The sequence below is a fragment of the Vibrio sp. SALL6 genome (assembly GCF_002002385.1).
Taxonomy (GTDB): domain Bacteria; phylum Pseudomonadota; class Gammaproteobacteria; order Enterobacterales; family Vibrionaceae; genus Vibrio; species Vibrio parahaemolyticus.
This window is the reverse complement of record NZ_MQVK01000056.1, coordinates 1-23719: the sequence shown is the minus strand read 5'-3', so window position 1 is coordinate 23719 and position 23719 is coordinate 1. Positions and strand designations below refer to the sequence as shown.

Genomic DNA, 23719 nt, shown 5'->3' with positions numbered 1-23719 from the left:
GTGGGATAGAGAGGCAAAAATGAAAACGAAACCTTCTATTGGATTAATGGTTGTGATGCTGATGTTTCCACAAATTGTAGAGACGATTTACAGCCCTGCACTTGGTGATATTGCACAGTCATTCTCAGTCACCTATTCGCAAGCAGCGCAAACCCTGTCGATCTACTTTACAGCATTTGCAATCGGAGTCGTGGTTTGGGGTCTATTAGCAGATAAATGGGGAAGACGTCCAACCATGCTAGTTGGCTTGCTCGTTTATGGGCTTTCTGCATTGGTTGCGATGCAAACTGACCGCTTTGATGTGGTCATGTTGGCTCGAGCGTTGAGCGCCTTTGGTATTGCGGTGGGTTCTGTGGTGACGCAAACCATGTTGCGGGACAGTTTTTCTGGCGAAGAGTTGGGTAAAGTATTCGGCGTAATGGGAATAGGAATTTCTGTCAGTCCGGTGATTGGCATGTTGCTCGGCGGCCAGTTAACCGCATTGGGCGGCTATCAAACCGTCTTTTTTACACTGTTTGTCATGGCGTTATGCTTGTTTGTTTACAACGTTTTCAAACTGCCAGAGACACAAATTCAGAAACAGCCTTTGAATATGGGTTCACTTCTGGGGCGAATGCTGAGAGATGCGCAAATCTGGCAATCGACGTTATTAGTTGCGCTCTACAATATCGCATTGTTTTCTTACTACCAATTAGGTGCTTTCACATTTGAGGCGTTAGGTTTTAGCTCATCGGAGTTTGGATACAGTGGCGTTGTACTTGGCTTAGGTACATTTGTCGGCAGCTTGTTGAATAAATTTTTATTGGGTAAAGGACGGACGCAAACATCTTTGTTGTGGATCGCATCGATACTGTTGTTGGCTGGTGGGTTTGGTGTCTTTTGGGCTCAAACATCTATTTGGTTTTTAGTTCCAATGTTATTGGTCGTGATGGCGTTTGGCATTGCGATACCTAACGTACTAAGCGCTGCTTTGGTGGATTATAAACAGCAAGCGGGCAGTGCTGGCGCAGTATTTGGGCTGATGTACTACTTACTGATTGGGTCGGGGCTTGGATTGGCAGGAATAATTCAAAACCTAGGTGTAGTACAGACAAGTTGTGCAGTAACCGTATTGTTAGTGACAATGTCACGAATGAAGAAATAGATTTTATTCGTAAAAAGCCCCACTAAATGAGCGGGGCTTTTTGTTGCAAATTGACCTATCCGAAAAAGTGCTTTCAAATAGCGAACAACTAGGGCTATTTGATTAGGCGAACAACCAATGAACCAGGAGCCCTGATCGACTCAATGTTGTGACTTAATACCTTGCCACTAGTCGGTGCCATGTAGCGCTGAATTTCGTCACCAAAGCTATCGTATTGAATCGCAAGCAATTGACCTTGTTCAACGGTATCCATCATTTTCACTTGTGGTAGAACGAAGCCACCAAACTCGGCTCGAATACTGATGATCTCGTTACCTTCAAGGCAAGGGATGACTGGCGAAGCTTCACCAGAAATCACTTCGTGGCGTTTTAGCACGTTAAAAATCCCCGCAACCGTACGATCAATCAGCGCTTGCTCAGTGTAACGCCCCATGCCCACTTCGATAGTAATGCTTGGAGTGCCGCTGTTGTTCCACACGGTTTCTAAAACACCTGCGTCCCCCGGATCGTTTAAGATAGCGTCTGGGTTAATTGAACGAGCCATTTCCAACGATTGTTCGATACGGAAATCGGCAAACACATACAATGGGTAAGCTGCACCACTGGTTTGGGTGTGCAGATCAATTGCAAGCTCTGCATTTGGCTTAAGCAGATTGTTCCATAATGCAAACAGGTAGCGATTGGCCTCATTGCCGTTTGCGTCGCCTGGGAAAAAGCGGTTTAGGTTTGCTGGTGAGGCATCAGGATCTGCGGAGTAAAAATCGCGGCTGTGGTTCAACATACCCGTTAAGTTGATGGTTGGAACAACAGTGACAGTGCCCGCCAGTTCTTTGCCGATTAGCTCTCGAGCTGTTTTTTGCGCGGCAAGAACGCCGTTGTATTCATCGCCATGAACACCGGCAGTGATCATAATTTTCTTGCCCGGCTTGCCGCCTTTGAATACCAATACTGGTAGGTATTGCCACTGAGATAGGGCATTGGTTGCAATGCGGAACCAGAATTTATGCTCGCCAGCAGGCAAGTCAGTTACGTCGAGAGATTGAATGACTTGATGACCTTGAATTACGTCATCCAGAAATTGTGTTGCCATTAAAGTTGTCACTCCAAAACATCGTTTTGATGCTTATTTGCCATTTGGCTTGAATCAAAAAAGGCGAGAACTTGTCTCGCCTTCTTATCTGTTAATCAGTTTACGCAAAACCCATCACGTGAGCTGCGACGACGACAATGCTCGATAGGGTAAAGAGTAATAGCATAAAGCGCCAGCAGAATTTCGCCCAGTCACCCCAGTCGATACGACACACGCCAAGCGTTGCCATTAGGGACGCAGAAGTAGGAACGATCACGTTAGTGAAACCATCACCCAGTTGGAATGCCAGAACCGCTACCTGACGAGTTACGCCAGCGATGTCTGCAAGAGGAGACAACAGAGGCATCGTAAGTGCTGCTTGGCCAGAACCCGAGGTCACGAAGAAGTTGAAGATGGATTGGAACACATACATCAACCAAGCTGCGGCAACATCAGGAAGGCCGCTGATCACGCCGCCTGCGCTGTTCAAAATCGAGTTCAGTACGCTTGCTTCATCGGTAGTACCACCACCTAGAATAAGCAATACACCTTTCGCACAGCCAACCAAAAGAGCAGGAGCTAGCATGATTGCTGCGCCTTCTTTGAATGCGTCCGCCGCACAGTTAAGGGTCATGCCGTTTAGGCGGAAGATCGTACCGATGATGGCAACCACAAAGCCCATTGTGAAGAACTGAGAAGCGATTTCTGGGATGTACCATGCTTTAGATACTACGCCCCAAACCACCCAAATCGTTGTTGCGATAACCGTTAGAATAACGAGCGTGTCTCCGAAGTTCCAACGAGAGTCGTGGCTACCTAGTTCTTGCTGACGGAAGTATTTATCCGTACGGCGGCTGTAAGAATACTCAGGGTTTGCTTTGATGCGAGACGCATAAACCATCGTAAAGGCGATACCGATGAGTGTAAAACCAACCCAAAGTGCCATACGAACCGTCATGCCCGATAGCACAGGAATACCAGCAATACCTTGTGCAATCGCAACCGAGAATGGGTTCATCCAAGATGTCGCAAAACCAATCTGAGTCGCAACGTAAGTCACCATTACGGTCGTAATGCCGTCATAACCTAGGCGAACCATCAATGGAGCGATGATGATGGCGAACGCCACCGCCTCTTCACCCATCCCAAAGACAGCGCCGCCCAAAGAGAACAGCAAGAACAGAACAGGAATGAAGAGCGCTTCGTTACCTTTGGTTTTGTCGATCAGGCGAAGGATACCGTTGTCGATAGTGCCCGTGCGCATCACGACACCAAAAGCGCCGCCGATCACAAGCATAAACATGATAACGCCGATTGCGCTGCCCCATTTTGAACCTGAAACCAGACCTTCAAATGGGAAGTTCATCAAGCCGATACCGCCGCCAGAAGCGAAGAGACCCACTTTGTTGTAAACCAGCTCGCCGTTTTCGTCGGTTGCGTACGAGAAAGAAGACGGATCAATAACAGTACGTGTTTTTTCCGCACCATCTACCACGTAAGACACCTGTTGGCTATCAAAGTGACCAGCAGGAATTAGATAGGTAAGAATCGCAGCAAAGATACCAACAAAAAAGATTAAAATGAGAGTGTCAGGCATCTGCCATGATTGCTTTGTTGCAGCCGATTCCGATGGCTGCGCATGTGTGTGAGACATAACTTACTTCACGTCGAATCAAACAAAGCATGAAATATCGATAAAGTAGAATAAAAAGTCAATATTAATGCCTGTAGTGAACTATAAATTCATCAAATATTTGATCTGAAGTGTGTTTGATTGATTTGTGTTCATTTATTGGTGAAATGTGTTGTTGGTTTTATGTTCAGGAAAATAAATAGGCTCGTACTGCTGACGAGCCTTTTCTCACTCATTAATGCAGACCGTTTAGTCGCCTGATTGCTCGGCAAAAAATGCAGCAACATCGCGGAGATCTTCATCGTTCAGCATACGTAATTGCGCTTTCATCATCTCTGCCAGTGGCCCGGTTCGCAAACCATCCTGATAGGCTTTCATCGAGTCATACAAGTATTTAGGACTTTGACCTGCAAGGTTCGGATAGGCGTCATTACTGCTTAGTCCATTTGTGCCGTGGCAATATACGCAGCTTGGAGCTTTAACTTTGCCTTTCTCAGCATCGCCAAAAGGATTGGCATAAACGGTGGAGGTAAAAATGAGAGACGTTAAAAGGAGGGTTCTTAGCATTATGGATTCTCGATTTAGCGATAATTGACCGTAGAATAAAGCTTCCCCCAAGGGGAAGCTCAATGATCAAAATCAATCTAAAGCAGAGATTTAAGGCTCGATAGGAAGGTTTGAATATCTTCAGCAGAGATGTCTTTGTGTGTGACAAAGCGAATTGGGTTTCCTGGGCTGATGATGATGTTTTGTTGCTTGAGTTGTTCCGCTATGCTTTGGATATCGACTTTAGCATCCAACTTAGCAAACACAATATTGGTTTGAACGAAGTCAGGATTTACCGAGAAACCCGGTAGTTCAGCTAAACCTTCCGCCAATGCTTTTGCATTGATGTGATCTTGCTTTAACTGCGCGACTTGTTCCGTGATCGCCAGTTTACCTGCTGCCGCTAGAATACCTGCCTGACGCATTCCGCCGCCGACCATCTTTCTTAAACGGCGAGCTTTTGCGATGTATTCCTTGCTGCCAAGCAGCAGTGAGCCAACGGGTGCCGCAAGACCTTTCGATAAACAAATCGTCATGGAATCAAAGTATTGACCAATATCTTTGACGGGAACATCGAGCGCAACGGCTGCGTTAAACACGCGGGCACCGTCGAGATGCAGTTTCAGATTGTGTTTATTAACGAATTCACGAGCTTCCGCTAAGTAAGACAGTGGGATCACTTTACCGTTGATGGTGTTTTCTAAACTTAGCAGACGAGTACGAGCAAAGTGCGCGTCATCAGGTTTAATTGCTGCCTCTAATTTGTCAAATGGCAACGTGCCATCTGGATTATTTTCAATTGGTTGAGGCTGGATAGAACCCAGTACCGCTGCGCCACCTGCTTCATATTTGTAATTGTGCGCTTGCTGGCCGCATAAATATTCATCGCCACGCTCACAATGTGCCATTAACCCTAAAAGGTTTGCTTGCGTGCCAGAAGTGGTAAACAACGCTGCCTCAAACCCTGCTAATTCAGCCGCGAATTGCTCTAGCTCGTTTACGGTAGGATCGTCACCATAAACATCATCGCCAACAGGGGCGCTGAACATTGCTTCGCGCATAGCTTGGGTGGGTTGAGTCACTGTGTCTGAACGAAAATCCATGAATATCTCCTTGGTCCAAATTCCTAAATGTATCCGCAAAGGCGAGCTTTGCTTAAGCAAGCGATGGTTTTGGCATCGGTAATGGTGCCATCAATAATTTTTTCTTCGAGCTGTTCTCGTGACAATGTCACGACTTCAATCACTTCATCGTCGTCACACTCGTAGCGATTGGTTTTGGCTAAGTGTTCGGCGACAAACAAATACTGAATTTCATCACAAAACCCAGCAAGCGGTGTCACTTGACCGAGTGGGGTAAATTTTTCTGCGCTGAAGCCAGTTTCTTCTTCCAACTCACGTTGCGCGCAGCAGAGCGGGTCTTCTTCGCCTTCACGAGTACCTGCTGGTAACTCCAGAAGCCATTTATTGAGAGAAGGTCGAAACTGATTCACTAAGACTATATCGCCATTGGCAGCGATTGGCAGTATTACAGCAGCGCCTGGATGGTGAATGGTGGTGTGTGAAATGACTTGACCAGTAGGAAGCTGAACGTCTTCTTCAACCAAAGAAATTTGCTTCCATTTATGAATTGTTTTGCTCATGCAGTTGTAAACCCTAGCAATGACCGCAATTTGACGTTTTTGAACATTAACCACAAACGGTGGGAAACAAAAGCAAAAACTGTTGCAAGGCCACGAAAGCGTTTGCACTTTCAGTGAGCTATATCTCATAAATGGAAACTTTGATTGCTCAGCAAAGAGAGAGATAAGCATCTGTTATAAGGGTGATTCGAACAAATTACACTTGTAACAAAGTGATAACAAATGTATAAAAATAAATACACAGCATCAGTTCAGCAGCCGGAGTACGTATGATCCAACCTTCTTTTGCATCCAATGCCGAAAAAGCACTACTTTCCGAGCGTATTAACAAGCTTGCAAAAGCGTTAACTGATGGCGTTTATGAACGCGAACACACCATCAAACTCTGTCTCCTTGCCGCTTTGGCTGGGGAGAGCGTCTTTCTTTTAGGTCCTCCAGGTATTGCAAAGAGTCTTATTGCAAAGCGTCTTATCCAAGCTTTTGATAACAGCAGTTACTTTGAATACTTGATGACACGATTCTCGACACCAGAAGAAGTGTTTGGGCCTTTGAGTATCCAAGAGTTGAAGGACAACGGCCGTTATGTCCGACTCACCAAAGGTTACCTACCTACTGCACAAGTCGTTTTCCTTGATGAGATTTGGAAAGCGGGCCCTGCGATTCTGAACACTCTGTTGACCGTCGTGAACGAAAAAACATTCAAAAATGGCAGTGACATTGAACGTGTTCCAATGCGTTTGCTGGTTTCTGCTTCCAACGAATTGCCAGACGAGGATAGCGGCCTAGACGCACTGTACGACCGAATGCTCGTACGTGTGTTCGTAAACCGAATTCAGAATAAGCAAAACTTCAAATCCATGCTGACCGTTGGCACATCGCAAGAAGCGCAAATTCCGGAAGGTTTGGCGATTACCGATGAAGAGTATCACCAGTGGCAGCAACAACTCGACAAACTGACACTCACCGACAATGCATTTGAAAAGCTGTTCCAGCTAAAAACGATGCTGGAAACCAAAGTGGAAGCACAATTTGGTGACGCAGCACATACCGACATGTACGTGTCTGACCGTCGCTGGAAAAAGGCGGTTAAGTTACTGAAAGCGAGCGCTTTCTTTAATGGTCGTGATGAAATTAATCCTCTTGATCTGTTGTTATTGCAAGACTGTCTCTGGAATAGCCCTGAGTCGCGTGATGTCGTGCGTGAAGTGGTACAAGAATTCGCGCTCAAGCACGCTTTTGACCAACAAGACGCAGAGCAGGAAATCGAGTACTGCCGCGAGTCTTTGATTGATGTTCAGCATGAGCTAGAAGATACCTACCGCATGACGCTGACCTCTGAAGCAGCAACCGGTATTTTGCGCAAAGAAACCATGCGTTTCGATACTTCGAAGGCGAAAACCTACAAAGTGGGTGCGGCCGTTAACCTAGTGAAGTTGGTGATCTTGCAAAGCAACATGTCGGTATCGGAATCGGAAAAAGGGGATAGCCGCTGGGTTTATGTACCGAAAGATGAACTGGACCGTGTGATCAAAGATGGCCAAGGTGATGTGTACGGTTACGTAAACCAAAACACCAATATGTGTCGTCTGCGTTTTGATGTGGATGCGGCGAACAACTTGGTGATCCGCGATATTGCTAACCGCGGTATTTTGGTGAGCTTGGTAACGCAACAAGGTTTGGACATTGAGCTGTACCAAAAATGGTTGTCGCAAAGCGAAAAAGCCGTAAACCAACTGAGTGAAGCAGAGCACCACATGCGTAAAGTCAAAGCGAACTTTCATGATGCACTGCCACACAGTTTTGTGGATCCTGAATTACCACGTCTTATGGAGTCGAGTCTGCAACAGGTGAGCCAACGACTTGAGTCTATCCAAGGTGAAAGCGAGAAGATCATTCAACGCTTTAAAAACTTACATCAGTTTTTCTCTTAAGGAGACGACATGTTAGGTGCAGACGGACTCAACTTGGCGCTGATGGTGGCGGATTCAGGCATCATCGACAGTGCTGTAAATGATTTGATGGCTCGCTCTCAAGTCATGATGATGGCAGAAAACCGAGGTGTAAAATCGTCGGTGAAAAACCATTTGTTAAAATGGCGCGGCAACGTAAAGAAACGCATCACCAAAGTATGTGAGACGGAGCGTTTCCAACAAGAGCTCGCTTTATATCAAGAAGTGATTCACTGGGATGAAGACGAGTTTTTTGAGCGCATAGAGGATGTGATCAAAAAGCTTGAGTGGCACTCCGCGTTTTATATGCAAGCACGCCGCATGATGGAGAAAAACAAAGGGGTTAATAACCCGATGTTCCCGCATTACTTCTGTGACCAATGGTATCAAAGCCTTGCTGATGCAATTAAACAGGCGCAAGTAAGTGAGTTAGAAGCCAACAAAGAGAAAGTTCTTAACGATCTGTATCAACGTATGGAAACCATGCGCAATATGGATAAAGTGACGGAATCTGGCGACGCTGAAAGCGTAGGGCGCTTGTGGGATATGGCTTCGGCAAAACTCAGCAAAACCGATTTAACGGTGATGAAGCGCCATGCAGAGTTTTTGAAAAAGCACAAAGGCTTGCAAGAAATCGCAGAACAGCTTGGCCGTATGGCTGGGCAAGTGAATGATCCCGACTTAAACCGTGCACCAGCGGAAGAGCTGCAAATGGTTGAAGAAAAAAGCGACGAAGCGACTGATGATATCGTCGGTATCCATGAAAGTGATGATCTCAACAAGCTGCTGCCAAACGAGACCATGTTTTTGGCTTACCCTGAGCTAGAAGTTGTGTTCTACAAGCATCTGGTCGACAAGCGTTTAATGAACTATCGCACGCAAGGTAAATCTCGCACTTTACGTAAAGTCAAAGCGCATCGTCCAGACAACAAAGCTGTGGATATCGAAAAAGGGCCGTTCATCGTCTGTGTGGATGCCTCTGGCTCGATGAGTGGTTTCCCTGAGCAGTGCGCAAAAGCGATGGCGTATGCGTTAATGCAGATTGCACTGGCCGAACAGCGCGATTGTTACGTGATCATTTTCTCTACTGAACACATTACTTACGAGCTCACCAAACAAGATGGTTTGCGTGAGGCGGCGGATTTCTTAACGTACAGTTTCCATGGTGGTACAGATTTGGAGCCAACGCTTATCAAATCCATCGATTTGATGAGTGGAGATAAATACAAAAACGCCGACATGGTGGTTATTTCTGATTTTATTGCGCCAAAACAGCAAGATGAGCTGTTGGCAAAAGTGGATGCGCTTAAAGCGAAGAAAAACCGTTTCCATGCGATCAGTTTATCTAAGTACGGAAACCCTGCGTTAATGTCGATGTTTGATCATACTTGGTCTTACCATCCAAACGTTGTGGGACGTTTACTCAAGCGCGTAAGTAACGGTTAATCAAATAAAGCGGCGAATTCGCCGCTTTATTTTTAGTTCGTTTATCGGATGAAAGTGTTTGGGGCAGAATCAATAAATACGCAATTGGATCGAATTTTCATCTGATTGATTTAAAAAAAAGCAAACAAACAGAAAATGAAAGATTTTTGTTTGACTATCTTTTCTGAATCCGTAAAGTAGCAACCAACGCAACGGGGGAGACCTCTTAAAGCGTTAAAGAAAGGCGCGTTGGCAGAGTGGCTATGCAGCGGATTGCAAATCCGTGGACCTCGGTTCGACTCCGGGACGCGCCTCCATTTGCGACACTAGCTCAGTTGGTAGAGCGCAACCTTGCCAAGGTTGAGGTCACGAGTTCGAACCTCGTGTGTCGCTCCAAATTATTCAGATATGGCAATTGCGGTATCTCGATGCTTAAAGCATCAACTTAAAACCAGCGGAAGCTGGTTTTTTTGTATCTGAATATCCGAAAACAGATCCTATTCTTATTTCTCTCTCGTGATTTGTAGGTATCACCATTGGTAACTGTGACCCTACATTTAGCGCCTCGGCTGATATCGGTTTACAATATCGGCCTCTAAAGGATTTGACGAAGACGCATGAGAAACACCGACGATTACATCATTTTTTACCATTTGGTCGAACAAGGCTCCTTCAGCAGTGCGGCAAGGCACATGGAGCTCACTAAATCGGTGGTTAGTAAACGTATTGCGAAGTTGGAGCAAGAATTAGGTGTTCAGCTTCTTTATCGCACGACGAGAACGCTGACGTTGACAGAGGCGGGGCAATCCTTCTTTGTGCACGCTAAAGCGGTTTATAAAGCTGTTGCTACAGCCGAAGAATCGATCGTTGGATTGGGGAAGAACCTATCTGGCAACATTAAGATCACGGTACCTACCATTTCTGGTGAGTTGATTCTTCCGGGTGTGATTTCGGAGTTCAATGACAAGTACCCTGACATCAATATCGATATGGAACTTGATAATCGATTTGTCGATATCGTCAATGAGCGTTTCGATCTGGCCATTCGTACTGGCATGTTGCCAGATTCTAGCCTTATTGCCAGAAAGCTGGTGGATGCAAACTGGGTGGTGTGTGCGTCTCCCAAGTATCTTGCCAAGCATGGCATTCCAAAGCAGCCGAGCGAACTTACTAAGCATAACTGTTTGGTTTACTCCTATCAGGAGACTGGCGCGCGTGAGTGGGCGTTTAAATCCGACGATAAGACGTACCAAGTTACCGTTGATGGCAACTTATGCACCAACAACTCTTCCGCGTTACGAAATGTCGCGCTGTTAGGGCAAGGTGTTATCTACGTACCTCGTGTATTGGTGTATGAAGATTTAAAGCAGGGCAGCTTGATCCAGTTGTTCAAAGAAGAAACGGCGAAATGCTTGGGTATCTACGCTGTCTACCCATACACAAGGCAACAACCCGAGAAGATTAAGATCTTCATTGATCACCTATACAACAGCTTCCAAAGTCAAAATCATCGATTTTAAATCAAGTCTACAACGCCATTGGTTACTTTGGTGTTGTGGTTTTGTTTCCACCTTTTCTCTTAAATAATTTATCCAATTTAGCCACTTACACGGTGTTACTCCCTCATCACTTACTTTGATAACAAGACGTTGCGCACACCTGTTAAAGAATGGTTTTGTTATTGTTTCTTTTTGGAAACGATCTGTTTCTTTCGTTCTAATGTTGGTTTGTGAACGCTAAGTTACAGAAAAACAACAGATTAATTACGCTATGTGAGTGCTGGTTAAGGTTTGTACGCTCGACCTTGATGGACGCAGGGAAATTGACTGCTTATAGTGAGCCAAACTCAAATCCACACCGTGTTCGGTTGGATGTGAGTGATGCAAAATAACTAGAGATACGGATATGAAACAAAAGCAGCTGATAGAAGAATTTAAAACGATAGTCGGGGAAGAGAATGTCCTGACCGATCAGGTTAAAACCAAATACTACCGCTCAGGTTTTCGCTCTGGTAGTGGTACAGCGCTTGCCGTCGTGTTTCCTAACACTTTGTTAGAACAATGGAAGATCATTAAACAGTGTGTCGAGGCGAACTGCATCATCATCATGCAGGCTGCGAAAACAGGTCTCACAGAAGGCTCTGCACCAAGTGGTAGCGACTATGACCGCGATGTCGTGGTGATCAACATTACCAAAATCAAAAAAATTCACCTGCTGGATGGTGGCAAACAGGCGGTGTGCTTACCCGGTGCAAGTCTACATTCACTAGAAAAAGAACTCAGAGCCGTTAACCGCGCGCCGCATTCTATTATTGGATCTTCATCGCTAGGAGCGACGGTTGTCGGTGGCATTGCCAATAACTCAGGCGGTGCGTTAGTGAAACGCGGCCCAGCATATACTGAGCTTGCCATCTACGCGCAGGTCGATAAGCAGGGCAACCTCCATCTAGTAAATCACCTTGGTATTGATGGCTTGGGTGAGACGCCGGAAGAAATTCTTCACAACCTGCAAGAGGGCAATTTCGACCCAAGCAAGATTGTTCACGATGATCGCATGGCATCAGACAAAGAATATGATGAACGAGTACGTGACGTGACGTCTGACATCCCTTCACGTTTTAATGCAGACGAGCGTCGCTTGTTTGAAGCGAGCGGTTGTGCGGGCAAATTGGGCGTGTTTGCAGTGCGTGTTGATAGCTATCCAGTGCCAAGCAAAGAGCAAGTGTTTTACTTGGGTACGAACGACGCAAACAAGTTAACCAAATTGAGAAAAGATTTTCTGACTCAATTCGATAACCTGCCTGAAATGGGGGAGTATCTGCATCGCGATATCTTCAATATGGCAGAGAGATACGGCAAAGACGTGTTTTTATCGATCGACTTATTGGGTACGGACAAACTGCCTAAGATGTTCGCATTGAAAGCAAAAGTAGAGAACTTTTTAGAGCGAGTGCCATTTGTCAGCAAATATTTGCCAGACACCATTTTGTACTACGCAAGCAAATTGTTCCCGCAGCATTTGCCTGAACGAATGCTGGAATTTCGCGATAAATACGAGCATCATTTAGTGCTAAAAATGAGTGATGGCGGAATTGAAGAGGCACAAAAATACCTGAAAGAAGTATGGGCTGTTGAAGATGACTGCGATTTCTTCGAATGTACGCCAGATGAAGGTAAAAAAGCTTACTTACATCGTTTTGCGGCGGCTGGGGCTGCGATTCGCTACGAAACGATTCATCGCAACGAGGTTGAAGACATTGTTGCGCTCGATATCGCATTGCGCAGAAATGATGAAGAGTGGTTGGAAACTTTGCCTGAAGAGGTGAGCAAAAATCTGGTTCAGTCGCTCTATTACGGGCACTTCATGTGTTACGTCTTCCATCAGGATTACATCTTCAAAAAAGGTACAGATACCAAATTGATGAAGAAGCTGATGTTAGAGCACCTCAATAGTCGTGGTGCGAAATACCCAGCTGAACACAATGTGGGTCATTTGTACGAAGCAGAAAACTCATTACAGAAGTTCTACCACGAGCTTGATCCAACCAATACCTTTAACCCGGGCATCGGTAAAATGGACAAATATAAGCGCAATTGTAACTGCTGTGCTTAAGCCCTTGTTTTGATCACTAGAGTCTTAGGCTTATATATCTGAGATTCATCAAACATGAAGAAAAAGCCCTGCTGACGACATTAGAGTCAGCAGGGCTTTGGTGTTTATGAATCGTGATTTTGATGAATATGGCTTTTCTGAGCCTTTGACGCGATTTAAAACCCAGTTTTAGAAAGCACGCACTGCGGCGGCAGCGATAATGCCAGCAGCAATAGCAGGAAGCGGTTTTTTAACGATAAACATCACCACAGCGGTTGAAAATAGCGCGGCTCTCGCACCGTTGTCACCTTCGACGGCGAGAGGCGCTAAGAGGGCAATCAGTACAGACCCTGACATAGCGGTGATAAAACGTTGCACGCGTTCGCTAATCGGAATGAATGACATCACATAAACGCCGCCCCAGCGAGTTGCCAGAGTTACCAATCCCATTGCGATAATGATAAACAGCGTGCCGCCTAAGCTTGTTTCAATGTTCATGCTTTTTTCTCCTTCCAACAAGCACCTAAAATACCGCCAGCGATTGCGCCGACAACGACATGGCTGTTTTCTGGCAAATACCAGTAAGCCATCAGTGATGAAGCTGCTGCCATGCCCCAAATCGCGAAGATACGCAGATTTTTAGGACCGCCTGCAACCATAGAAAGTAAAAAGCAACCCATGACCATATCAAGGCCAAGACTGACTGGATCTTTGATGGCTCCACCAAAGTAGATCCCCATCCACGTGCCGACAATCCAGAAGCCCCAAAGCGCAAGCCCTCCGCCGACCAACAAACCAAACCCAGGCTCTTTTTTGCCAAATGCGTTCATCGCCATTGCCCAGTTCGCATCGGAGGCAAGTAACATAATTCCATAGCGCTTATGTGGCGGTAGCTGTCTCAGCCAAGGGTAGAGCGTCGCACCCATCAGAAGGTGGCGAGCATTGATGGCAAACACAGTAATCAAAACCGGTACAAGTGGTACTTCAGCTCCCCACATTTCTAACGTGGCAAACTGAGACGCACCAGCAAAGACGAGCGTGCTCATTAAAAGAGTCGGAAAGGCGTCTAAGCCGGTTTGCACCGCAGCAACCCCAAAGGCGAGGCCAAAGACCACCACAAAAAAGGAAAGCGGTAAAAGCTGAGTAAATCCGCCCCAGACGTCAGCCCGAGTGAACTCATGTAGCTCCCCAGAAGATCGAGGAAAAGAGGATGTATTTTCTGTCATAAATGTACCTAGCCGGCAGCAAAGTCGGGAGAAGCCCCAAATGGGTATTGTTGTGATTTTGTAAACTGCATGTTTAACATCAATTGGATGGGCTTTCAAACACAACCAGAATGTGGTTTTCGTCGCAGACAACAAGATGACATTAACGTTCTCGGTATTTCAGGTTTTATTGAGCGAAAAAAGAAAGCGAGCACGAAGCTCGCTTTGAGTTAGGAAGTGTTTAAAAAGGAAGTCGTAAGACTACTTCACGTACACGCGAGGGTTTGATGTGCCCCAAATGGTGTAAAGTTCTGGGAAGATCACGTCGGCGTTCTTCTCGATTTCTGCGGCATTGATGGTTTGAGATTTTTGGTTGCCGAACAGAACGACCTCAGAACCCGGCTTCACGCCTTTGATATCTGAAACGTCGATCATTGTTGTATTCATTGACGTTACGCCAACCACTTTTGCACGTTGACCATTGATCAGCACGTCTGCCGTATTACCCATTTTTCTTGGGTAACCGTCAGAGTAACCGACAGGAAGGTTCGCCATTACGCTTTCTTTAGTGGTTGTAAAGCTGCTGTCGTAACCCACAGTGCTGTTTTTCGGTAGGTGGTGCAGTGATGCTACGCGTGTTTTGAAAGACACGATAGAAGGGTATTCAAGGTTAGTTGGTAGATCACCGTAAAGCACACCACCAGGACGAACCATATCAAGTTGAGCTTCTGGTACGTTAAGCGCTGTGTACGAGTTTGCTACGTGCAGAAGAATGTTTTCGCGTTTTAGATCCGCTTCTTCAATTAGCCATGCCGAGCTTTCTTTGAATGAGCCAAGTTTCGCGCGTACTTCTTCTGCATTGTAATTCGGGAAGTGCGTCATGATACCGACAATCTCAACGCCAGATTGCTTAGCAATCGCAAGGGCTTCTTTTTTGCCGTTTTCTGTCGTCATATCAATGCCGTTACGACCCATACCGCCGTCGTTAAGCGCAAGGTGAACTTTGACTGCCTTGTTTGCTTTTTTAGAGAGTGCAGCGATCGCCTTTGCTTGATCAAACGTGCCGATTAGCTCTTCAACATTAAGACCAAGTGCACCTTCAATTTCGCCAATCTCTGCTGAGCGAACACGCATTAATTGACCTTTAAAGCCGCTGTCGCGCACGACTTGTGCTTCTGCATTACTTGCGATCGCTACGCAAGGAATTTGCTGTTCTATGATAGTTGGCATTAAGCCTGCGATACCGTTGCCATAGGCGTCAGCTTTCATCACCGCACAGATTTTAGTCTGGTCACTCATGTGTGACTTAAACTGTTCGATGTTTTGCTTAAACTGACCTAAATCGATTTCTAGCCAAGTGTTGGATGATTGAATTTGACTCTCTTGGTCTAACGTCGTTTGAAGCTGGAGTGGAGCTGCGATTGAATGCATAGCAGGGGTGAACGTTGCTGCAGCAATGGCAATAGAAAGAAGAGTTTTCTTAAGGCGCATAAAACCTCCATACGCGTTTTTTTATTGTTAAAGGAAAGCGTACGAGGGAATGTACGCCAGAAAAACAAAACGCCCCAAACTGCGGAGTTTGGAGCGTTTTTGTTGAGTCGTTTTAGTTTAGCTTAAAGCGGCTCATTACATCTTGAAGAGATACGGATAGCTGGCTCAGTTCGCGGCAAGCTTGTGCAGTTTGCTCTGAACCTTGCGCGACCTCTTGAGACGCAAGGTGGATGTTTTCGATGCTACGGCTTAGTTCCTCAGCTACTGAGTCTTGCTGGTTACATGCCGTTGCGATTTGACTGCCCATGTCTGAGATATCAGAAATCGCATGTTCGATGTCGTTCATCAGTTGTTTTGACTGAATGCCTTGGTCAGCGCACTCGGCAATGCTTGTGCGAGAAAGCTCAGTCGCTGATTTCGCGTCTTTCGCTAGGGATTGTAGCTGCTCGATGATCGCTGTGATTTCACTTGTTGAATCTTGAGTACGGCCAGCAAGAGTACGAACTTCGTCCGCTACAACTGCAAAGCCACGGCCCGATTCACCAGCGCGCGCTGCTTCAATAGCGGCGTTAAGCGCAAGCAAGTTGGTTTGATCTGCGATATCACGGATAACATCAACCACAACGTTGATTTGGTTCGATTGCTGTTCAAGCTCTGAAACTGTATCACCAGCAGCGCCGATAACATTTGCTACTTCACCAATCGCATCAACCATGCTTTGTGTTTCACGCACACCAAGTTGTGTACGGTGGTTCGCATCGTTTGCTTGGCTCGCTGACTCTTCCGTGTTGCGTGCAACGTCGGCTACCGCAGCTTTCATTTCCGTCATTGCTGTTGCAACGTGCGTGATTTGTAGCTGTTGGTCTTTCATGCCAGAAGCAGAAAGCTCAGAGATTTGGTTCATCTCTTCTACTGCACTGCTCAATTGCGTTACAGCGGCAATAACGTTGTCGATAACTTGGCGTAGGTCGTTTTGCATCTTAGTCGTTGCATCTGCCAACTCGCCCAGTTCATCGTTACCAATCAATTTACGATCGATGTCTTTAGAAAGGTCACCTTTTGCAATCGAGTTTGCTTGTTCCACAACAAGTTGTAGTGGGCCACAAATCAAACGCGTTAGAACAAGCGTCATAACAATCATGATCACTAGAATGGTCACGTTGCTCGCGATGGATGAGTTGCTCAAACCGTTCACTGAAGAAAGGATGTGATTTTTGTTGCTGTCCATTGCGACTTTCAACAAGCGGATTAGCTCGTTTAGATCAGAATCGACGGCTTCGAAGTCGTTTAAAGAGTTAGATAGAACAGCGAGCGCTTCGGTTTTGTTGCCTGCTAACATCGACTCATTGTATTGGTCCATAGTAACCAAGTACTGTTTCCATTGACGCATTAGGCGTTGGAACGTTTGTTGTTCTTCACCTGGCCAAATGGTTGAGCCGTAAGCTTCAAGTTCTTTGCTGATCTTTTCGCGTTCACGGATGTTACTTGCGATTTTGTTTCTGATCTTATCTGCGTCCTTATAGGTGTAAGTAGCAAATTGAGAGCGACGCCAGTGAGAAAGATCATCTCGGATCGCATCCACTCTTTCCATTGCTGGAAGAGTGTCATCAGTATAGTTTAAAAGCTCAGATTTGATTTCTTTGAGCTCTGTAGACAAAAACACGCCAAATACAATATTAATAAGCGCAATCAGTAAAAAAGAGAGCGAAATTTTCTTCGCAATAGATAGGTTTCTGATAGACATTGGTGATATACCTTGTTTTTTTTATGCAGTGTCGTCAAAGTAAACCACGTCCTTATATGTGATATTGATCCATTAAATTACTGCAACACATTTAAAGTATCATTAATCGAAACGATTTTCGATAACGCATTGAGCTTTTCAAAAAAATAAATTATGTCAATGGTTTTATAATGGTAAGACCAGGCGTTTTATGCATTTACGTGTAACAAATTGTTGAAAATGAAAGGATGCTTCCATTTTTACGGGGTGTTAACGATGTGCTTAATGCACAAAAGGTGAGGGAAGTACCGGAATGGTTGTGCATGGATATGATAAGAGCAGAGTGCGATGCGACGCTTGCTGAACTTATTGTTTTACTCATTTGGTGACGAAAATGTGTGCTGATTGATCGTCAATTAAACTTGTTAGCGTGCTTTTTAATCGTTTGAATCAAAAAGGTAAAATTTATTGTTGACCAGATAAATTAATCCGTTAAAGTACGCCTCGTTCTCACGGCACAGGTCGCTGAGAGATGGTGTTACCATCGCAAAGATTTGCGTTGCCCTGGTGGTGGAATTGGTAGACACAAGGGATTTAAAATCCCTCGGCGTTCGCGCTGTGCCGGTTCAAGTCCGGCCCGGGGCACCATCAAAACGATGTATGGATTTCAGATTCAGTTTTAAAGCATCGTTCTCATGACAATGAGAAAACAATCAGGTAAGGCGCGTTGGCAGAGTGGCTATGCAGCGGATTGCAAATCCGTGGACCTCGGTTCGACTCCGGGACGCGCCTCCATTATTTCGAAAGCCAGTCTCTTATGACTGGCTTTTCTCGTTTATAGCACCCGCAAATCGCTTCTTCTCTTCTCTTCTCTTCTCTTCGCCTTGTTTCATTCATATCCGTATCACCAAACTCATTTGATCGTCATTCAATATTTTACACATGCTAATTATTGATTTTATAAATGTTAATCAACTCAATAATTGTATGGGTAGATTGGTGTTAATTTCTCTTCGATTGTAATCCGAACTTTCTGTCTTACAGACAATACGTTAGCAAGTTTTATGTGTTGCTATCGCAGCTGCCTGGTAGGTCAGAAAGCGGGTTTTAGTCCTTTAACGTGAGAGAAAAATAATGAAAACATTCAAATTAAAACGCACTTTTTTACCGCTAACCTTGCTGCTCAGTGCTCCTGCCTTTGCCGGGCAAAATGGCACCATGATGCAGTACTTTCATTGGTACGTACCTAATGATGGCGCATTATGGACGCAGGTTGAAAGCAATGCACCAGCGCTCGCTGAAAACGGTTTTACAGCGCTCTGGCTACCGCCCGCATACAAAGGCGCGGGCGGCAGTAATGACGTCGGTTATGGCGTCTATGATATGTACGATTTAGGAGAGTTTGATCAAAAAGGCTCAGTACGAACCAAATACGGCACCAAGGCTCAGTACATCTCTGCAATCAATGCCGCGCACAACAACAATATCCAAATCTACGGCGATGTTGTGTTTAACCACCGAGGTGGCGCAGATGGGAAGTCGTGGGTCGATACCAAGCGCGTTGATTGGGACAACCGTAACATTGAACTGGGCGACAAATGGATTGAAGCTTGGGTTGAGTTTAATTTTCCTGGCCGCAACGACAAATACTCAAACTTCCATTGGACTTGGTATCACTTTGACGGTGTTGACTGGGATGATGCCGGCAAAGAAAAAGCGATCTTTAAATTCAAAGGCGAAGGAAAAGCTTGGGATTGGGAAGTCAGCTCTGAAAAAGGCAATTACGACTACCTAATGTACGCCGATTTAGACATGGATCACCCAGAAGTTAAACAAGAGCTGAAAGATTGGGGTGAGTGGTACATCAACATGACCGGCGTTGATGGCTTTAGAATGGATGCCGTTAAGCACATTAAATATCAGTATCTACAAGAGTGGATTGATCATTTACGTTGGAAAACAGGCAAAGAGCTTTTCACCGTTGGTGAGTATTGGAATTACGACGTAAATCAACTGCACAACTTTATTAATAAGACCTCTGGCAGTATGTCGTTGTTCGATGCGCCGCTTCACATGAACTTCTACAACGCGTCAAAATCTGGCGGCAATTACGATATGCGCCAAATCATGAATGGCACGTTAATGAAGGACAACCCAGTCAAAGCAGTGACTCTCGTAGAAAACCACGATACGCAGCCACTGCAGGCGTTAGAGTCGACAGTAGATTGGTGGTTCAAGCCTCTTGCTTACGCATTCATTTTATTGCGTGAAGAAGGTTATCCATCGGTGTTCTACGCAGATTATTACGGTGCGCAGTACAGCGACAAAGGCTACAACATTAATATGGCCAAAGTGCCTTACATTGAAGAACTTGTAACACTGCGTAAAGAGTATGCGTATGGCAAACAGAATTCTTATCTCGACCATTGGGATGTGATTGGCTGGACTCGAGAGGGCGATGCTGAACATCCAAACTCAATGGCGGTGATCATGAGTGATGGACCGGGCGGAACAAAATGGATGTATACCGGTAAGCCAAGCACGCGCTATGTCGACAAGCTGGGTATCCGAACTGAAGATGTTTGGACCGATGCCAATGGCTGGGCAGAATTTCCTGTCAATGGTGGTTCAGTCTCGGTTTGGGTGGGCGTTAAGTAACGTCGTCCTGTGATTTTGATACAGAACATGCAAATTTCAATGAAACATTACATTTAATCAAGGTGTTATTTGATATTCATGTAACAAATGCGTAACTTATATTTGAGCATTATCTAGAGGAATATAAAGAATGGAATCTATTGCTGATGTATTGGTTGTCGCCATTGTGTTTGGTGCCATTTTTGGAGGCGGGATCGTCAAGTTGATCTTAAATCATCGTAAAGAAGTTCGAGCGTTAGAGATTTCTGAGCGAAATACGATGAGCCAAGAAGAGCAAGAAAGCCTCAAAAAGCAAATTAGCGAGTTAAAACGACGCGTTGAAGTGCTAGAGAGAATCGTCACCGACAGCAAATATCAACTTGAGAAAGAAATTGCTTCACTGTAATTCAAATCTTAGAAAAAGCCGGATCAGTCCGGCTTTTTTATGTCTATCGTTTGGTTTTTCAGTCAACGTTCATCGAAAAAGTCTTTGTTTCGGATGTACTTACTCATTAAATGGTAAGAAAACGGACGAATCAGCCAACTAAACAGTGAACGCCCGAGGCGAATGAGTGTTGGCGTGTTCTCATAAATTCTGCCATTGTACAGCCACAGCATTTTTCCGACGTGCCAGTAAAGAAAAGGCACCGGAGGCATGAACGTCACAATATCGATATCACAACAAATTCGGTAGGTTTTATGCGCCAGACGATAGCGGCGTTTGAACGTCCAGTCACCAATGGCGGGCTGCCCGAAAGTCACAACGCGCTTGATGCTTTTCGGATACTTCTTTTCTATGTAATCCGCAAACACGCTACCAATTGCACCACCAGAAGAGTGGCCTGTCACCGAAATGCGCTTGCCTTGCAGAATAAGCGGGACAACGGTTGCTTCTAGCCGTTCTATCACGCTCAAACCTAAGCGGTCTTCGTTTCTACTAGGTAAACTTTCTTGGAACAATAGGTGATAAAACCCTGCGTGAATACGGTAGTTGAGACCTAATCGACGGCAGCTTCGTGTCCACATTGCAAAGTTGAGCAACCAATCGGTAATGCTGTGAGAACCTTTAATAACGACCACGACTTCATCGCGGTTTTTGCTCCACAGTACGCGAATCATAATCTTGCCGTGTTCGTTTCGGATGACTCGCTGACCATTCGGATCGAAGCCATAACGTGTTTGTTTAAAGACTCTTGGATACGCGAGGTTGCACAGTACGGCGTAGCGTTCGTATTGGTATCGTTTTAGTGGTTTCACGTTGTCTTACTTAAAACTGTCCAACCTTATACTCTAGTGAGCGAGTGTGAAGAACACGTGAACATCAGCAGAATGTTTATTGGTTCAATCCTCGCGGTTAACGGTAAATCTCTAACGTTGAAGCGTCATTGATAAATGAATCAAAACTTTTTAGACGACGTAAGGTAGATTGCCGAGATTGCTCATGAGCCTGTTTTATTTCCTTAATCAGAGATTTGAGTACTTGGCAATCTGGTTTGTTGTAGCGTTTGTCTTTGCGGAGCTGGGTGAAAAACGCAATTTGAGTCGAAGTGTCGTTGAAGTTGCCGAGCTTGTCTTGAAGTAGCTTAAGTTGCTTCACGTTTTCTTTGTGTTGTTGTGCGGGATAGAGAGCAGAGAAGCACTCCAGCAGGTAGCGCAGAGCTTTGCATTTAATGCGTAATGTGTGAATAACATCGTCTTTACTCGCGGGCGAGATTTTTCTTTGTGAGTTATTTACTTTTCTAAACTGGTCGGCAATCTTTTGATTTGCGAACGTCACTAATTCAATGTCGTTTTTTAGCAAGTCGTATTGTTTAGTTCGCTCAAGGCTGTTTCGAACCACAGCGCAATGCGCTTGGTAAGCAAGTGATGCCAACCAACTTGCTACGCGCACTTGTTCAGCATTCTTCATGGCATCAATATCCGCGAAAATGCGCGTTAATGATGAATGCTGTTCTGGCAACATCGCAAGATACTGGTTGGTGTCTAAAGTGAACACATCTAGGTCTCGCAATAAGTTCGTTTGTTTCATTAATGTCTTTAAATGAGGCTTGAGGATGGCTAACTCAAAACAGGAAATCACTTCGCTGAGTAATACGCATAAAGAGCGCATGCGCCGTAACGTGACGCGATATTGATGCGTAAATTCAGGGTGAAGGTTATCCATGATCCCTTGCTCTAACGAACGAGCATACTCAAACTCTCTCGCAAGGGAATCAGGCAATACAAAGCAGAGTTCGGAATCGAGATGCAGTGGCAATCGACTTGAAGATTTTGGTGGGGCGCTCATGGTTTTCCTCCAACATACTTAGACTAAGTGTAGAGGTTGATATTGCATAGACATAAAAGTCGTTCAAATAAATCGAAATCTTACCAAGCAATAAATTAATTGTTTTAAATACATGTCGTTAGCCGATAGTCATTTTATATAAGCATAATATGACTATTTTTTATAACCATATTATTAACCGAATTGACTTATATCGACTCCTTTACAATACTTTTTACCAACTTGAAAGAAATTGCTGTCTTATCGTCAGTGTTAATAGTTATTCGGAATTTATTAATACTCAGATTAGATGGAAATCTGTAGCTTGTTGTTATTACTGATAGTTTAAATTTTCTCTAATCACTTAACAGGCATATTCTGTCAATGACATCTCAGCAAATCTTTTAATAGGGATAAGTAAAGTGCGAATTTATATTCGTACTATTTCATAGTGAGGGCGTGAGATGTTTATACAAACAGTAAGAATCGTCATACCGTTGGTATTACTGCAGTTTTTAACGGGTTGTCAGTCGGATGATAACGATAAGCTAAAATCAGAAATTGAGTCATTAAAACAAGAGATCAGTCAACTAACAAAAGAAGTAGGAAAGATAGAAAATGAAGTGAAAGAAATGAAAGATTTGGCATTGCACCCACCCAAAAAAGAGCCACCGACTTTGCCGAATCAACCTAACTTTACTGAAGATGGCACATTGCCACTTCTGGGAAGTAAAGACGCAAAAATTGCTATTATTGAATTTTCTGATTTTCAATGTCCTTATTGTAAACGATTTACAGACAGTGCTTTTAAACAGATAAAAGAAAATTATATTGATACTGGTAAAGTGCAATATATTGCACGCGATTTCCCGTTGAGTTTTCACGCGAAAGCCATGGGGGCTGCGATCGCAGCTACGTGTAGTCTTCACCAAAATTCCTACTGGCCAATGCGAGATATGCTGTTTAGCAATGTCAAAGACTTAGGAGACGAACTCTATCAAAAAGCAGCCACAGATTTATCGTTGAACTTGGAAGAGTTCAATAAGTGCATGAAAGATCAATCAATTGCTAACAAAGTTGAACAAGATTTGACGTTAGGAAAATCCTTGGGCATTCGTGGTACGCCAAGTTTCTTAATTGGTCGCGTCGAAAACGATCAACTTGTAGAACCACAGATAGTAGTGGGCGCGCAGAGGTATGCAGTGTTTGAATCGCTATTAGAGCAGTTATCGAATAGCGATAAAGCAAAATAATATTTTTCATATTGAATAAAAGGCAACTAATGTTAGTTGCCTTTTATTTTATCTAAATTAACCAGTTTATTAATTTAGAGCTTGTCTTTATATATTGATATTAGGTGTCGATATTTATAGTTGTTCTGGTGAATTGAAACCACAC

The 23719-nt window shown here is 44.7% G+C and carries 19 protein-coding genes and 4 tRNA genes; 12 read left to right on the top strand and 11 right to left on the bottom strand.

Annotated features, from left to right (window positions below; all coding sequences use genetic code 11):
- Positions 1–19: 19 nt before the first annotated feature.
- On the top strand, positions 20–1144 hold the full coding sequence (locus tag BIW15_RS23545) for a multidrug effflux MFS transporter (protein WP_077281712.1): 1125 nt from the start codon (positions 20–22) through the stop codon (positions 1142–1144).
- Between the two features lie 94 nt (positions 1145–1238).
- Here the strand turns inward: BIW15_RS23545 and BIW15_RS23540 are convergent, their stop codons facing one another.
- From BIW15_RS23540 to BIW15_RS23520, 5 genes are all read right to left on the bottom strand, one after another.
- Positions 1239–2234 (bottom strand): succinylglutamate desuccinylase/aspartoacylase family protein, encoded by a 996-nt coding sequence (locus BIW15_RS23540; RefSeq protein WP_077281711.1) that lies wholly within the window; start codon positions 2232–2234, stop codon positions 1239–1241.
- Positions 2235–2334: 100 nt separating this feature from the next.
- Positions 2335–3867, bottom strand: a complete 1533-nt coding sequence (yfcC, locus tag BIW15_RS23535; protein WP_077281710.1) for a putative basic amino acid antiporter YfcC — start codon at positions 3865–3867, stop codon at positions 2335–2337.
- A 228-nt stretch (positions 3868–4095) separates the two neighbouring features.
- Positions 4096–4413, bottom strand: a complete 318-nt coding sequence (locus BIW15_RS23530; protein ID WP_005498990.1) for a cytochrome c — start codon at positions 4411–4413, stop codon at positions 4096–4098.
- Between the two features lie 77 nt (positions 4414–4490).
- Positions 4491–5495, bottom strand: a complete 1005-nt coding sequence (gene ltaE, locus BIW15_RS23525; RefSeq protein WP_005488643.1) for a low-specificity L-threonine aldolase — start codon at positions 5493–5495, stop codon at positions 4491–4493.
- A gap of 23 nt (positions 5496–5518) precedes the next feature.
- Positions 5519–6034 (bottom strand): NUDIX hydrolase, encoded by a 516-nt coding sequence (locus tag BIW15_RS23520; RefSeq protein WP_023585094.1) that lies wholly within the window; start codon positions 6032–6034, stop codon positions 5519–5521.
- Between the two features lie 269 nt (positions 6035–6303).
- Here BIW15_RS23520 and BIW15_RS23515 point away from each other — a divergent pair, with 269 nt between their 5' ends.
- From BIW15_RS23515 to dld, 6 genes are all read left to right on the top strand, one after another.
- Positions 6304–7965, top strand: a complete 1662-nt coding sequence (locus BIW15_RS23515; RefSeq protein WP_005480265.1) for an ATPase RavA domain-containing protein — start codon at positions 6304–6306, stop codon at positions 7963–7965.
- A gap of 9 nt (positions 7966–7974) precedes the next feature.
- On the top strand, positions 7975–9429 hold the full coding sequence (gene viaA / locus BIW15_RS23510) for an ATPase RavA stimulator ViaA (RefSeq protein ID WP_005463855.1): 1455 nt from the start codon (positions 7975–7977) through the stop codon (positions 9427–9429).
- 222 nt (positions 9430–9651) lie between these two features.
- A tRNA-Cys gene (locus BIW15_RS23505) sits at positions 9652–9725 on the top strand.
- A 3-nt stretch (positions 9726–9728) separates the two neighbouring features.
- Positions 9729–9804 (top strand) — tRNA-Gly (locus tag BIW15_RS23500).
- 221 nt (positions 9805–10025) lie between these two features.
- Positions 10026–10928 carry a LysR family transcriptional regulator gene (locus BIW15_RS23495; RefSeq protein WP_029842136.1) on the top strand — a complete coding sequence of 301 codons (903 nt, stop codon included), beginning with the start codon at positions 10026–10028 and terminating at the stop codon, positions 10926–10928.
- 385 nt (positions 10929–11313) lie between these two features.
- Positions 11314–13020 (top strand): D-lactate dehydrogenase, encoded by a 1707-nt coding sequence (gene dld / locus BIW15_RS23490; protein ID WP_077281709.1) that lies wholly within the window; start codon positions 11314–11316, stop codon positions 13018–13020.
- Positions 13021–13188: 168 nt separating this feature from the next.
- On the opposite strand, the gene BIW15_RS23485 is transcribed toward dld, so the two are convergent.
- The 4 genes from BIW15_RS23485 to BIW15_RS23465 form a co-directional block, all read right to left on the bottom strand.
- Entirely contained in the window at positions 13189–13497 is a 309-nt protein-coding gene (locus BIW15_RS23485; protein ID WP_005460963.1) for an AzlD family protein, read from the bottom strand.
- Positions 13494–14225: an AzlC family ABC transporter permease gene (locus BIW15_RS23480; RefSeq protein WP_005480275.1), complete on the bottom strand. Its 732-nt coding sequence runs from the start codon at positions 14223–14225 to the stop codon at positions 13494–13496. Before BIW15_RS23480 ends, BIW15_RS23485 begins: the two co-directional genes overlap by 4 nt.
- Before the next feature lie 240 nt (positions 14226–14465).
- Complete coding sequence (gene alr, locus BIW15_RS23470; RefSeq protein WP_077281708.1) at positions 14466–15695, bottom strand: alanine racemase; 1230 nt, start codon at positions 15693–15695, stop codon at positions 14466–14468.
- Positions 15696–15807: 112 nt separating this feature from the next.
- Positions 15808–17439, bottom strand: a complete 1632-nt coding sequence (locus tag BIW15_RS23465; RefSeq protein ID WP_020837920.1) for a methyl-accepting chemotaxis protein — start codon at positions 17437–17439, stop codon at positions 15808–15810.
- Between the two features lie 540 nt (positions 17440–17979).
- Between BIW15_RS23465 and BIW15_RS23460 the strand changes: the two genes are divergently transcribed.
- The 4 genes from BIW15_RS23460 (at position 17980) to BIW15_RS23445 (ending at position 20461) form a co-directional block, all read left to right on the top strand.
- Positions 17980–18066 (top strand) — tRNA-Leu (locus BIW15_RS23460).
- Positions 18067–18139: 73 nt separating this feature from the next.
- Positions 18140–18213, top strand: a tRNA-Cys gene (locus tag BIW15_RS23455).
- Positions 18214–18552: 339 nt separating this feature from the next.
- Positions 18553–20076 carry an alpha-amylase gene (amyS, locus tag BIW15_RS23450; RefSeq protein WP_029845325.1) on the top strand — a complete coding sequence of 508 codons (1524 nt, stop codon included), beginning with the start codon at positions 18553–18555 and terminating at the stop codon, positions 20074–20076.
- Positions 20077–20206: 130 nt separating this feature from the next.
- The gene (locus BIW15_RS23445) at positions 20207–20461 is read left to right on the top strand and encodes a hypothetical protein (RefSeq protein ID WP_017447496.1); all 255 of its coding nucleotides are present in this window, start codon (positions 20207–20209) and stop codon (positions 20459–20461) included.
- Between the two features lie 62 nt (positions 20462–20523).
- On the opposite strand, the gene BIW15_RS23440 is transcribed toward BIW15_RS23445, so the two are convergent.
- On the bottom strand, positions 20524–21312 hold the full coding sequence (locus tag BIW15_RS23440) for a lipase (protein ID WP_005486315.1): 789 nt from the start codon (positions 21310–21312) through the stop codon (positions 20524–20526).
- 97 nt (positions 21313–21409) lie between these two features.
- A complete protein-coding gene (locus BIW15_RS23435; protein ID WP_077281707.1) occupies positions 21410–22342 on the bottom strand; it encodes a CHAD domain-containing protein in 933 nt (310 codons plus the stop codon).
- A gap of 443 nt (positions 22343–22785) precedes the next feature.
- Here BIW15_RS23435 and BIW15_RS23430 point away from each other — a divergent pair, with 443 nt between their 5' ends.
- Entirely contained in the window at positions 22786–23574 is a 789-nt protein-coding gene (locus BIW15_RS23430) for a thioredoxin domain-containing protein (RefSeq protein ID WP_077281706.1), read from the top strand.
- Positions 23575–23719 lie beyond the last annotated feature (145 nt).

Bases quoted from the DNA above. Each gene is read 5' to 3' on its own strand.
- BIW15_RS23545 (WP_077281712.1), top strand. From the start codon at position 20: ATGAAAACGAAACCTTCTATTGGATTAATGGTTGTGATGCTGATGTTT.
- BIW15_RS23485 (WP_005460963.1), bottom strand. From the start codon at position 13,497: ATGAACATTGAAACAAGCTTAGGCGGCACGCTGTTTATCATTATCGCA.
- alr (WP_077281708.1), bottom strand. From the start codon at position 15,695: ATGCGCCTTAAGAAAACTCTTCTTTCTATTGCCATTGCTGCAGCAACG.
- yfcC (WP_077281710.1), bottom strand. From the start codon at position 3,867: ATGTCTCACACACATGCGCAGCCATCGGAATCGGCTGCAACAAAGCAA.
- BIW15_RS23495 (WP_029842136.1), top strand. From the start codon at position 10,026: ATGAGAAACACCGACGATTACATCATTTTTTACCATTTGGTCGAACAA.
- BIW15_RS23480 (WP_005480275.1), bottom strand. From the start codon at position 14,225: ATGACAGAAAATACATCCTCTTTTCCTCGATCTTCTGGGGAGCTACAT.
- viaA (WP_005463855.1), top strand. From the start codon at position 7,975: ATGTTAGGTGCAGACGGACTCAACTTGGCGCTGATGGTGGCGGATTCA.
- BIW15_RS23445 (WP_017447496.1), top strand. From the start codon at position 20,207: ATGGAATCTATTGCTGATGTATTGGTTGTCGCCATTGTGTTTGGTGCC.
- amyS (WP_029845325.1), top strand. From the start codon at position 18,553: ATGAAAACATTCAAATTAAAACGCACTTTTTTACCGCTAACCTTGCTG.
- BIW15_RS23530 (WP_005498990.1), bottom strand. From the start codon at position 4,413: ATGCTAAGAACCCTCCTTTTAACGTCTCTCATTTTTACCTCCACCGTT.
- BIW15_RS23520 (WP_023585094.1), bottom strand. From the start codon at position 6,034: ATGAGCAAAACAATTCATAAATGGAAGCAAATTTCTTTGGTTGAAGAA.
- BIW15_RS23465 (WP_020837920.1), bottom strand. From the start codon at position 17,439: ATGTCTATCAGAAACCTATCTATTGCGAAGAAAATTTCGCTCTCTTTT.
- dld (WP_077281709.1), top strand. From the start codon at position 11,314: ATGAAACAAAAGCAGCTGATAGAAGAATTTAAAACGATAGTCGGGGAA.
- BIW15_RS23540 (WP_077281711.1), bottom strand. From the start codon at position 2,234: ATGGCAACACAATTTCTGGATGACGTAATTCAAGGTCATCAAGTCATT.
- BIW15_RS23430 (WP_077281706.1), top strand. From the start codon at position 22,786: ATGTTTATACAAACAGTAAGAATCGTCATACCGTTGGTATTACTGCAG.
- ltaE (WP_005488643.1), bottom strand. From the start codon at position 5,495: ATGGATTTTCGTTCAGACACAGTGACTCAACCCACCCAAGCTATGCGC.
- BIW15_RS23435 (WP_077281707.1), bottom strand. From the start codon at position 22,342: ATGAGCGCCCCACCAAAATCTTCAAGTCGATTGCCACTGCATCTCGAT.
- BIW15_RS23515 (WP_005480265.1), top strand. From the start codon at position 6,304: ATGATCCAACCTTCTTTTGCATCCAATGCCGAAAAAGCACTACTTTCC.